Here is an 11,785-nt window from a genome sequence, read left to right on the forward strand (position 1 = left end):
TTACTTCATCTCCTTCCGAATTTTCTCAACGATATCATTCGGTTTTGCTTGCTGTAACTGACGATAGCTTTGTTTGCCATCAGATGGGTCAAATTGACAAACAGCTGTAAATTGACAGTAGTCACATGCTGTTTTTGTTTTAAGTTTATAAGGACTAATGGAGGTATCCCCTGCTAAAATTCCATTACCAGCCTCTTGATGCTTGCGCCGTACAAAATGCTGTAGATTTTTCATATCATTAACAGGTACAATACGTGACTGAGATTCTGATGGTGTCCCATCTTTCTTCATATAGACAGGAATAATTTTTGAATGCCCACTCGATTCCTCTAATTGCTCGTCCATCGATAAAATGGACTCTGCATTTTCGGACAAAAGACCTTTCATTTTGTATTGTTTTAAACGGTCTTCCTCAATTTCACTGTCGCTTAAATCCTTATCAAGCTTTAGCATTGGATTGTGGACATGTACATAAAGAACTCCGGCTGGCTCCGCCTCACCCGGTAGCCAATAAGAAGAATTCTCCATTGCTACATCTAAATACGTTAGTACCTGCAGAGACAATCCGTGGTAAACCTCATTCAAATCTAAATCACGAGCTGATGATTTGTAATCGACGATCCGTAAATAAGAGCGGTCATCAATAGACGCACTATCCACCCTATCAATACGACCTCGCATAAACATTTTCTGACCACCTGTTAAATCAATTTCAAGTGGTGGTAGCTGTTCATTTTGCCCCGGTCCAAATGATGCCTCAATGGCAATTGGTTTAAAGTGAGATACATTCGCATGCTGTGTAAGTGCCGTCATTGTTCGCTCGACAATACGAATAAGCTTGCGTTGAATGTAGCGATAACGTGCGCTTGACAGTAAGATTTGATGTGAAAATACCGGCACAATTTGCTCAACGGCTTGTCGTGCTAATTGTTTAATTTGCTGCTTTGTTAAACGTATCCAGGATAGTTGCAGACGGTGTGTCTCCTCAGTAATCCATTTCAATGCCTCATGGAATAAATCGCCCATTGCAAATGTTTCTAGTCTGTACTCTGCACGTTCTTCTAGATGAAGCCCATACGTCGTAAAATGCGAAAACGGGCAACGAAAATATTTCTCAATACGAGACACACTAGATGTTAGCTTTTGGCCATATAATTCCTGAGTGATGTAGTTTTCTAATGGCTCTGCCTCATTTTTATGCGTAATTGGATGTAAAACTCGTTCATAAATAAGTGCCCAATAAGGGTCCTGTTTATAAAATTTTTGTAAAGCAAGCCACTCTGGCGCTAGCTCTCGGCTATGTTCAGCTTGGCGTTTTTGCACCATTAAATGTGCTAAAGCTGTACGTGGATGGCGTATATACGGTAAAGCACTTTCATCAAGTAATTCAATTGGATCAATGACGACTCGCTCGACCTTGACACCACTCAAAAGGCCAGCCGTTTTATCATTGCCGATTATTTTCTTTATATAGAGTGAGGATAATAGCGCCTTACCCTCTTCGTCTGCCGTTGGATAGGACATATATAATTTATCGGATGGCGTCGTTAAAGCACGATATAGCAAGAAATTTTCCTGCAGCAAACGATTTTTAGATGTTGGCGCAAGCTCATAACCAATTTGAGTAAACCATTCACGTTCGGTATCTGACAGCAATCCCTCATAATCCATACGAGTTGGATAGACTCCATCATTCATTCCTAAAACAAATGCGACTTTTATATTCGATAAACGAGCTAAATCAACTGTCGCTACCATGACTTCATCTAATGTAGGCGGGATACGCGAAAATTCTAATGTATCAAAGCCCTCATCTAAAATTTTCGCCGCTTCCTCCACGGACATCTCCTGCTCACCAAACATATAAACAAACTGATCGAGCACTGCAATCCATTCTTTCCACGCTTGATCATGCTCACTTGCAGCTAATGCATCACCTCGATCAAGTTCGCGGTCTTTCATTGCTTGAAGTTTTTCATAAACATTTAAACGCTCAATCAACTCAAATAAAGCTGTCGCTACATCTCTACCTGTTGTCGCCACTTCCAGCTTGTCCTGTAATGATTTAAGCGGCTGACGAATTTCGTCGCGAATGGCCTCGATTTCTGCCTGCATGGCACGTTCTTCGTCTGTTTGCACGCGTGAATGGAATTCAAGTCCACGATACTTTTTGAAAAACCACCTGGCTTCCTCAAACCAGCGCTCCCCAAAGACGCCCTGTGCTAAACAGTAGTTTTCTAAACGATCCGCACGCTCTCGCCAAACATTTTGCTCAGCATGTAACGGGAAAAATAGATCTGTTTTCACACTACGAAAAACTGGTTCATATTTCCAATTAGAAGTAATAACCTCTAAAGCAGATCGACTAAGCTCAATTAAAGGATGATGCAGCATCGTCTTTTTCGTATTTGTAAAAATAGGAATTTCATACTGCTGGAAAATTGTTGAAATGAGCGGATCATAGACTTCTGCTTGTCTATAAAGAAGTACTATATCTTGATAACGATACCCCTTCTCTCTTGTCAGCTTTGTTATTTCCCGGGCAATGGCATGTATCTCTGCACGTCGATTTGATGCTTCAAGTACCTTTACATCACCTGATGTTTTTTCCGCTTGAGGCACCATATCAGCAAAATATTTTTCCATATGTTGTAAATCATCAGATTGAAAACGATGCGTATTGTAGAAGTGCAATGGTGCTGCAACTTCAATGCCTTCTTCATATGCAATATCGTGTAAACGTTGGTTCGTTGAAGCGGCTTCATGAAATAAAGACTGCTCATCATAAACTTCATCGATATGGTCAAAAGGAAGAACTACCGTCACCTGTTTCGTCACCTTTAATAACTCTTTTACAAGCTCTAATTCTCTTACAGTAAATGCTGTAAAACCATCTATATAAATGGACGCCTGCTTCATTGTCTCAGAGTATTTTAGTTGCTCGGTTAAAATCGGATAATACCCCTCACTATCGACATATGTCGTGCCAAGTCGTTCCTCCAAAGCTTGTAAAACTACTTGTAAATCATTCGTTTTCGCTTGCAATGTATTAGGTGCATCAATGGCCTGCAAAGATGCTGTCACTTCAGCTAACACTGAACTATTTACACTATAACGACTAAACTCTCGTAAAAGCGATTCAATTTCCTCCGTAAAGCCTCGTTTCCCAGCTGCTTGTCGAAATAATGAAAACTCACTTTTTTGTTCCTCTAAAAGTTTGCGGATAAGCATTCGATAGCCATAGCCATTTACTTCTTTTCGAGCAATACCACCCGTTTCCTGTAATACTAGCCATGCTAATCGTTTGAATGTCATGACCTGCGCACGGATTAAGCCTGGCAAGCCATGCTTATTCGTAAGCTCATACTCCGTTGAATAAGACATTTGGTCAGGCACGATTACAAAAATTGGATGCCCTAACGGATCTGTTTTTAGTTGCTCGACAATCTCTTGATGAATAAACGTTGATTTACCCGTTCCTGAACGTCCCGATACAATACGCAATGTCATGTTCTTTTCTCCTCCTGTAAATAATCTATTCTAAAAAATGTTAGTCGTAAATACACGAGCTTTGTTGGTCTGCATGAATGTTTATTTGCATTGACCCGATCACTTTGCAGGTCTACCTGAGCAGTTTTCGTATTGACCCGATCACTTTGCTGGTCTACCTGTGCAGTTTTCGCATTGACCCGAACGTCTCGCTACTCTAACTGTGCATTTTAATGTTTTATCTAAGCGCTGCTCCACGTTACTCGAGCATTGCATTACCTTACCTTTATGAATGAAGATAAAAAACCCCTTCTCTCATTTTACATGATAAAAGGGGTAAGATGTGCATATTCAACTTTCAACGTTGATGATTTTTCGTCAATTTCCGCGCATGTTTTAAGTCTTTCTCTACACGCGCATTTAATCGTTTCTCCATAAACTTGCCGACCCACCAAAGCAAGACAATCGCAACAGCGGCAATAATCAATCTTACAGGGCTTGTTAAGAGCGACTTTAAATCGTAACCAAGTACGCTCATTCCTAAAATCATAACGAACTTTCCAGCCAATAACACCACAAAATAATACTTTTTATGAATATGGGATAGCCCTGCTACAATGTTTACAATGATTGAGGGTGTAAAAGGAAAACAAAGTAACACGAACAGAGGACTAATACCATTCATATCTACCCATTTAATTAGCTTCTCTACTTTTTTACTGCCTGTTACAAATCGAAGCTTTCGATGCTTGCCAAAATGTCGGACAAGTAAAAATACTGCATATGAACCAGCTACAGATCCTAGCCAGGATAATAAAAAACCTAACCATAAACCAAATGCGGTCGCATTGGCCACAACGAACACGACCAAAGGTAAAAATGGAAAAAATGCCTCTATAAACGTTAATAATAAACCAATGACCGGGCCAAGCGTTCGATATTGTGCCGCAATATGCTCAATATTGTCTACAGTAAACCATTCACTCAAAGTCGACACCTCTATTTATATTGCAAAATTAAATGTAAAATCGTTAACTTTTCCGACGTATTTTTATACTCATGTGGCTGATGTCCTGAGAATACTAGTGTATCCCCTTCTTCTAGTAATTCATGCATCTCCCCAGCAGAAATAATGGCCTGCCCTTGGATTACAGTCACAGTTTCCTCTACCCCTTCTGTGTGGGCCTCACTTCTACTTAAAGCGCCGGGCTCCATTTCAACCCTATAGAGTTCCCAGCCTCGATCTGGATTATATGGAATAATGGAATACACACGATATCGCCCCTCATCTTCATCTACACGTGGCGCATCCTTACTACTATATTTCATGAAGTGTGCTGTTGGTGATTGTAATAACGAAGAAAATGAAGTGCGCATTCCCGCAGCAATTTTCCAAATCGTTGATACTGTAGGATTTGCCTCCCCTTTTTCAATTTGTGCAAGTTGCGCTTTACTTACCCCTGTAGCTTTGGCAACATCGTCTAAGCTTAAATGACGTTGTTGCCGGATCTTCTTTAATTGAAATGCTAAATTTCGACTCATTTGCTCCATTTTTATTCACCAATTTCTATTGTTTATTTTATCAGACATATGTATACTTTAATAAACACCAAGAACTATCAGACTATTCCACCATTAGTATACATGGAAACTTTTAAGAAAGGACGATCTTTTTATGACAAGTACAACAGATTTTCAGAATGAAACAGCAAACACGCCAGATGATAGCTTTTTACAAGGCGTTAAAGATTGTGTTCCCACTTTACTTGGTTATATTAGCATAGGACTCGCTTTCGGTGTTGTAGGTTCCGCTTCAGGATTATCTGTACTCGAAATTGCGCTTTTAACTATACTCATCTATGCAGGCTCCGCACAATTTATCTTTTGTGCACTTCTTTTATCAAATAGCCCTGCTTCTGCTATTATTGTAACCATTTTTGTTGTAAATCTACGCCATTTATTAATGAGTTTAACAGTAGCTCCTCATTTCACACGATATTCCATGCTAAGAAATGTTGGTTTCGGCACGTTATTGACGGACGAAACATTCGGTGTAGCTGTTACAAAGCAAATGCAAACCGGTAAGCTACATGGCAAATGGATGGATGGGCTGAATATAACTGCTTATTCATTTTGGATTCTTTCTTGTGTAACTGGCGCATATTTAGGTCAATGGGTAGCAAACCCTGAAAAATGGGGCTTAGATTTCGCATTGATTGCTATGTTTGTGGCACTTCTTGTTCTCCAGCTTAGCAGTGTAGGTAAAAGTAAAATCATACATTATCTTATGTTAATCGGCTATATGGTTGTCATTATGTATGGTCTTTCTTATATTGTACCTTCGCATGTAGCTGTTCTTCTTTCAACAGTAATTGTAGCAACTATTGGGGTGGTGACAGTTAAATGACGACAACTGCAACTATGGTATGGCTCATCATTGGCTGTGCACTTGTAACCTGGCTACCACGTGTTATTCCTTTTATATTCGTCCGAAATGTGCAGCTACCAGAGATTGTATTAAAATGGCTAAGCTTTATCCCAATTTGTATTTTGAGTGCTCTTGTCATCGAAAACTTATTGGATACAGACAACGGTAAAATTGTTACACTCAATTGGCCTGTATTTATTACATTTGTGCCAACGCTTATGATTGCACTTGTTACCAAAAGCTTATCTATAACAGTTGTAGCAGGGGTTATCATTATGGCAGCCGTAAGATTTTTCATGTAAAAAGGTCAGTCTTAAAAGTGAGAAAGATATCACTTTGGACTGACCTTTTATATTAATTTAAATCACCTTTGTTTTTTTCATTTTACTTGCTAGCCAAAAGCCAACTGTTAACGAAAATGCATCGATTACGAATAGAGTAGGTGGCGAAGTATGACCTGCATAGACAGAGGCCGCAATAAGCGCAATTGCCAATATTAATGCAACATACCGATTATACGTAATTCTAGTAAACAATAATACGAGTAATGCTGGTAAAAATAACGCTAATATCATTTTCCCGGAAACATCCATCATATGTCCCTCGGCTCAGCTAGTAATAATCCAATACGATAATGATCATTGCTATATATAACATGCTGTGTTAAGCGTATTTCATTGTTACGATCTACTACTTCCAGACGACAATGTGCAGCATTTAATTGCAAAGCCTCATATAAATCATTTTCAGTAAAAATGGCTTGACCGTTTACTTTACGAATACATTCCCCTGCCAGTAAGCCCATTTTTTCAGCTGGTGAATCAGGTAAGACTGCCGCAATAATAGCGCCCTTTGAACTTGGTGCAACCGCATAAATGTCCGTTTTATCTTGCAGTGCATAGAAGATTGAAATAATGATACGAATCACTACACCAATTGCCAACGTGATAAAGCCGATGAATGGCTCCAAGGCTGCTGCGAGTCCACCAATTAAAATGAACTGTCCTAGTATTAGCACGGATCGGCCGATTTTTGCCAATCTCAATGCCGGTAATTCTTTTCTAGTAAGCTTTGAAAAGCCTATAACAAGTGGAAATAGTACGAGTGCAAAGGTACTCTCTCCTAATGTAAATTGTGGCCAATATTGAAAATCAACCGGAATAACATTACCAGGTATTACAAAGAAGATTGGCAATACCCATACATTTCTTGAGCGGTAGACAATTGCTTGCATACCTCGCTTCGTTTTTTCAATTCGCGGTGTCGTTACCTTCATTGCTGTTCGACGAATTAATATGCCCTCAGCAATTACACATAGACCTGCTAAAATCGTAATCGTTACAATGGAACCATCTAATAAATTTACACCTTCTAAAGAGATTTTCCACCAAGAAAAAGTCCAATTGTAATGGTACATCAACCACATTGCTAGTGTTGCAAGCCCCATCGTATAAATAGGTGAAAGTGCATTAATGAAGAACAATACTAGTGCCAACACAGAAATAGCGATTAAAATCATTAAAAAAGCTTTAGGCACTGTTAAACCTAAACCAATACTTATTAGTGAAATGAGGAGGGCATTTAGCCAACCATATTTCCATTGACCAATTAGCTCTGTCCAACCCCAAATAATACGTCTATTAAAAAACTTACGCTCCTGCTTTACACGACTATAACCTAATAAAACCGCAAATAAAATTGCGATATACATTAATGGGTTGATTAAAAAGCGGCCAATCGCTGTTACAATTTCTATTAATATATCACTAACCATACGAACACCCGCCGTTTCTATCTTGAATACTATGATTTTATTGTATCAAACGTCTACACTCTTGCGTAGTACAATCTAGTAGAAAGCTTCCTATTCTTATTTTTTTATCTTATTCAGCGAATGTCACAGATTAAATTTGACGTTGTAGGTGCGTTAGTTTCCATTTTTATACACTTAAAATAAGTATAAGAGGCTAATTTCCGCTAGTAAAGTTTGATTAGAATCATTTCTCTGCTATAGAGATAATTTTTTTATCGGATATTTATGTAAACATTGATATGAAGAGTGTCGAGAAATGCTCTTAAATAACGGTGCAGGTTAGCTCAACAAGAAACACTGAATTAAGTTATCTAGTAATCTAACAAAAGCCTCATTTTCTCCTATATAAAAATCTTCTTCAAAAGGTTTAACGATGTAAAATGTAGAATTACTATTAATTACATTTCGTTAGGAGTGAAGCTATCCATACCTTATCAGGGAAGGTTATTCTCATCACAGGCGCAAGCTCAGGTATTGGGCTTGCCACGGCCGAGTTGATGGCATCTAAAGGGGCTAAAGTAATTATTAATTACAATTCAAATGTAAAGGGTGCCATGGAAGCCGTCCAACGTATTCAAGAAAAATATGGAGACGCCATTGCAATTCAAGCTGATGTTATTAATAAAGAAGAAGTGAACTCAATGGTTGAACAAGCTATTTCTTCATTTGGCACAATTGACGTTTTAGTTAATAACGCTGGTGGTGGCATCCGCCAAAGTACATTTATGGATATGAGTGAAGAGCTATGGGAAGAAACGTTTAAATTAAATGTAAATAGTGTCCTCTTATGCTCCCAAGCTGTATTAAGACATATGATTCCGAAAAAAGGCGGAAAAATTATTAATGTATCTTCAGCGGCTGCACGTATTGGAGGGGCAGGAGAAAGTATTCATTACGCATCTGCTAAAGGAGCGATAAATACTATGACGATTGGAATGTCCAGAGAGCTAATTGAATATGGAATTATCGTGAATGGGGTAGCACCTGGAATGGTAGAAACACCTTTTCACGATAAATTTGCTCCTGGCGATAATCGGCTTGAGCGTATGGCTTCATCTGTACCTATTAAACGGGCTGCAACCCCTTTGGAAATAGCAGAGGTAATTGCCTTCCTTTCTTCCGATGCTTCAAATTATATCCTTGGAGAAATGATGAATGTTAGTGGTGGGAGATAATTAAAAAGCAGGAATTTTATTAGAAATTTTTAGTTCGTAAGTAGATGTCTATTACATCTTCTATCCTTTACGTTTTTTGTACAATACATTTTATGAACTAACGAGGTGCTTTGCTTGAAGATTATTGAGTTGCATGGGCTGCTCTTTTTTTCTTATTGAACTAACGGAGCAAGTTAGTTCAATAAACACTACCTTATTCTAGTAAAATAAGATTTAATAATGAAGACCAACAGGAGGCAGATCATGAACGAGAAAGAATTTTATGTTTATCATATCGTTACTTGGCATAAAATGACCACGGGGCAGATAATTAACTTTGACAACAACCAAAAAAAATACCTTATATAGCTTCTTTTTTGAAAGGGAGCAATTAAACTCTAAAGGTGAAGACTTTATTAAGATTTTATACGGTCATTATACAAATGAGGGCTTGAACATTAGTAAAGAGAATGCCGAAGTAGCTATTAAGTATGTAGGACAAACAATCAGAGCTATTAGAGAAGTGGTAGTAGAAATGGTTAGACTACAAGAACATCCTGAATACCCTTCAAGATTGTCTTGCTTATACGCTGCTAAAAGCTATGAAGACGCTTTGAAATGGAAAGAAATATTTGATTCATACAATCGTAATGTTTTGCAGATTGTTAAACTTCGAGTTAGTGGGGATTATTTTGAAGGTGATGCAAACCTTTTACCAAAGGAGATGGGGTTCCTTTCTCTCAAAAAATTGAACAAGCTAGAGAGTATTGGAAGGGTAATGTTAAAAACGAGCTAACTGAACTTTTGATAAACGGAAAAATTGAAGTGGTAGAAATTACTAATGATTTCTCATCTTAAATTTTGGAAAGTCGTTAAAGGTATCTAGCCTAATCATGTGTTAACAAGTAGAGGGCGAACAGTTTAGTTATCGGGATCAAGTCCCACGGGCAGGTCCGTTGTGCTAACGGAGCAGGTTAGTCGTACAAGGATTGGGAATCTCTTGCACTGAAATAGGCTAAGGGTATATTTGAAAAAAGTGCGTCTCTACAACTGTAGAGACGTTTTAAATTTAAAGACATTATTTCAACAATTAAGAAATTAGGACTTTCTATTTATTTCATATATTTTTTCTCGAATTGAAACGAAAAGGTTACACCATTTATCTAACTTATGTAAAGGAAGGAAATGACGGGAAGTCTTTGTTTCAGCAATATAGATTTAAGAAGGGTCAGCAAGGAGATCAAAACATTTCTTCAATTAATTGAAGGAGATATAGAAAAGCTCTATAAAACCTAACGGCATGTATTTCATCTCTACGGTAGGTCAATCGCAGTCTTTTGATTTGAAATTTCGATTAAGATAAAAAAACTTTATTTCCAATTGATATTGTCTTGGTTTTATCTTTACATTGTCCAATTATAATTTGTTTTTGTAAGGCAAATAAAACATTGAAATGAGGAATTTAAATGGGTAAAAAGAATTTATTCACTGTACTTAGTATTTCAACAGCATTATTAGTAGGAACTGGAAGTGCCTATGCTACACAAATTCAGAAAAACGAGTCAGAAAAAGCGGTACAAATAGTTAACAAAGAATCGAATGAAACAACAAAACAAGAAGTAAAAGTACAAGAAAGCGAAAAATCACCATTTAGTTTCACTGATGAGGCTTTTTTCACAAGAGATGGTCAGCCTGATTACTTTGCTAATGAGTTTTTAAATAACCAGGACCTATTTTCTTTATTAAATATGAATGGGGCAGAATTAAAACAAGAATTAGCAATTGGAAAATCGGTTGTTGAAATTGCAGCATCTAAAAATGTTTCTACACAACAAGTGATTGAGGTCATTGCGAAAGCACAGACTATCGTGCAGATTCAAGGTGAAGAGAATGGAGAAGTTCCTGCAAACACTGCTTCAATGAAACAACTTTTAAAAAATATTGAACCGAAAGTATTACATGTAATTGAACACAAAAGTAATTGAGCACAGTACTGAAACGTATTGAAGATAATGTTCTGTTTCACAGCTATACCGATTTAAGAAAATTCGAATATTAAAATCTTTTACAAAACCAGAAAGTCTCCTCTTATCTGAGGACTGACCCCATAGATTGAGACAAATAAAACACCTTAAGTTGAAAACAGGTATGTAAATACCTAAAGACAAATTGGAGGTGTTTTTCTATGGGTACAATAGTAAATTATCCAACAGAAGTTAAATTAAGAACAAGAGAATTAATATTAGCAGGAGTATCTGTAAAAAACAAAATACAACACAAATCAAAACACGGGTGATATTTGTTCCCTGTCTCATTAACGGGGGCAGTTCGCTAAGCGGACGCCTTTTCTTTCATACTACATTTAATAACAGTCATCTACTTCAAATGAAAGATTGGATGGTAACCTGATGTTTAAATACAGTAGATTTCAACGATTCATACTTAAGTAAAAGTAAAATAGTACGCCATCTGCAGTATTCATTACACCATACTGCAAACCATGAAGATTTAATATATTTTTCGAAATGGCAAGACCTAATCCAGTACTACCTTCTGATCGTTGTCTAGACGTATCACCACGATAGAATCGTTGAAATTGTAACTTTGTTTGAACCATAAAAGCTATACCACGCTTTTTCTAAGGCTCTAAATCCTCTTTGTAATAGTGATAAAGATTCCTCATTTCTCAACCTTCTGCTAGTTGGCAGAAACCATAACCATTTCAATGGTATTATTTGGGTTAACTTTACTAAAAAATCGCAAATAAAAAAGCCGAGAAATAAATTCTCGACCTGAATTATTTGCTTAGCGACGTCCTACTCTCACAGGGGGAAGCCCCCAACTACCATCGGCGCTAAAGAGCTTAACTTCCGTGTTCGGTATGGGAACGGGTGTGACCTC

At 37.6% G+C, this 11,785-nt stretch carries 9 protein-coding genes, 1 rRNA gene and 2 pseudogenes; 5 read left to right on the forward strand and 7 right to left on the reverse strand.

The window, feature by feature from the left end; translation table 11 throughout:
* The 3 genes from addB to ACIQLB_RS22000 form a co-directional block, all read right to left on the reverse strand.
* Window positions 1-3,510 carry a helicase-exonuclease AddAB subunit AddB gene (gene addB / locus ACIQLB_RS21990; protein WP_400730702.1) on the reverse strand — a complete coding sequence of 1,170 codons (3,510 nt, stop codon included), beginning with the start codon at window positions 3,508-3,510 and terminating at the stop codon, window positions 1-3.
* Between the two features lie 337 nt (window positions 3,511-3,847).
* Complete coding sequence (locus tag ACIQLB_RS21995; protein WP_400730704.1) at window positions 3,848-4,477, reverse strand: TVP38/TMEM64 family protein; 630 nt, start codon at window positions 4,475-4,477, stop codon at window positions 3,848-3,850.
* Window positions 4,478-4,488: 11 nt separating this feature from the next.
* On the reverse strand, window positions 4,489-5,040 hold the full coding sequence (locus tag ACIQLB_RS22000; protein ID WP_400730706.1) for a helix-turn-helix domain-containing protein: 552 nt from the start codon (window positions 5,038-5,040) through the stop codon (window positions 4,489-4,491).
* Between the two features lie 124 nt (window positions 5,041-5,164).
* Between ACIQLB_RS22000 and ACIQLB_RS22005 the strand changes: the two genes are divergently transcribed.
* Complete coding sequence (locus ACIQLB_RS22005) at window positions 5,165-5,896, forward strand: AzlC family ABC transporter permease (protein ID WP_400730707.1); 732 nt, start codon at window positions 5,165-5,167, stop codon at window positions 5,894-5,896.
* Window positions 5,893-6,219 carry an AzlD domain-containing protein gene (locus ACIQLB_RS22010; RefSeq protein WP_400730709.1) on the forward strand — a complete coding sequence of 109 codons (327 nt, stop codon included), beginning with the start codon at window positions 5,893-5,895 and terminating at the stop codon, window positions 6,217-6,219. Before ACIQLB_RS22005 ends, ACIQLB_RS22010 begins: the two co-directional genes overlap by 4 nt.
* 57 nt (window positions 6,220-6,276) lie before the next feature.
* On the opposite strand, the gene ACIQLB_RS22015 is transcribed toward ACIQLB_RS22010, so the two are convergent.
* Both ACIQLB_RS22015 and ACIQLB_RS22020 read right to left on the reverse strand, forming a co-directional pair.
* The gene (locus ACIQLB_RS22015; RefSeq protein WP_400730721.1) at window positions 6,277-6,510 is read right to left on the reverse strand and encodes a DUF2198 family protein; all 234 of its coding nucleotides are present in this window, start codon (window positions 6,508-6,510) and stop codon (window positions 6,277-6,279) included.
* Window positions 6,510-7,691: a PDZ domain-containing protein gene (locus ACIQLB_RS22020; protein ID WP_400730711.1), complete on the reverse strand. Its 1,182-nt coding sequence runs from the start codon at window positions 7,689-7,691 to the stop codon at window positions 6,510-6,512. The genes ACIQLB_RS22015 and ACIQLB_RS22020 overlap by 1 nt, the downstream gene beginning before the upstream one ends.
* Before the next feature lie 461 nt (window positions 7,692-8,152).
* On the opposite strand from ACIQLB_RS22020, the gene ACIQLB_RS22025 reads away from it, so the two are divergent.
* From ACIQLB_RS22025 to ACIQLB_RS22035, 3 genes and pseudogenes are all read left to right on the forward strand, one after another.
* A complete protein-coding gene (locus tag ACIQLB_RS22025) occupies window positions 8,153-8,905 on the forward strand; it encodes an SDR family NAD(P)-dependent oxidoreductase (protein WP_400730723.1) in 753 nt (250 codons plus the stop codon).
* A gap of 243 nt (window positions 8,906-9,148) precedes the next feature.
* Window positions 9,149-9,742, forward strand: a pseudogene (locus ACIQLB_RS22030) (DUF2441 domain-containing protein).
* Window positions 9,743-10,350: 608 nt separating this feature from the next.
* A complete protein-coding gene (locus ACIQLB_RS22035; protein ID WP_400730713.1) occupies window positions 10,351-10,869 on the forward strand; it encodes a hypothetical protein in 519 nt (172 codons plus the stop codon).
* Between the two features lie 443 nt (window positions 10,870-11,312).
* On the opposite strand, the pseudogene ACIQLB_RS22040 reads toward ACIQLB_RS22035, so the two are convergent.
* A pseudogene (locus tag ACIQLB_RS22040) lies at window positions 11,313-11,480 on the reverse strand (ATP-binding protein); the annotation flags it as partial.
* 207 nt (window positions 11,481-11,687) lie between these two features.
* Window positions 11,688-11,785: ribosomal RNA gene (gene rrf, locus ACIQLB_RS22045) — 5S ribosomal RNA — on the reverse strand; the annotation flags it as partial.

The organism is Lysinibacillus sp. NPDC092081, from assembly GCF_044755845.1.
Taxonomy (GTDB): domain Bacteria; phylum Bacillota; class Bacilli; order Bacillales_A; family Planococcaceae; genus Lysinibacillus.

Bases quoted from the DNA above. Each gene is read 5' to 3' on its own strand.
- addB (WP_400730702.1), bottom strand. From the start codon at position 3,510: ATGACATTGCGTATTGTATCGGGACGTTCAGGAACGGGTAAATCAACG.
- ACIQLB_RS22020 (WP_400730711.1), bottom strand. From the start codon at position 7,691: ATGGTTAGTGATATATTAATAGAAATTGTAACAGCGATTGGCCGCTTT.
- ACIQLB_RS22010 (WP_400730709.1), top strand. From the start codon at position 5,893: ATGACGACAACTGCAACTATGGTATGGCTCATCATTGGCTGTGCACTT.
- ACIQLB_RS22000 (WP_400730706.1), bottom strand. From the start codon at position 5,040: ATGGAGCAAATGAGTCGAAATTTAGCATTTCAATTAAAGAAGATCCGG.
- ACIQLB_RS22035 (WP_400730713.1), top strand. From the start codon at position 10,351: ATGGGTAAAAAGAATTTATTCACTGTACTTAGTATTTCAACAGCATTA.
- ACIQLB_RS22015 (WP_400730721.1), bottom strand. From the start codon at position 6,510: ATGGATGTTTCCGGGAAAATGATATTAGCGTTATTTTTACCAGCATTA.
- ACIQLB_RS22005 (WP_400730707.1), top strand. From the start codon at position 5,165: ATGACAAGTACAACAGATTTTCAGAATGAAACAGCAAACACGCCAGAT.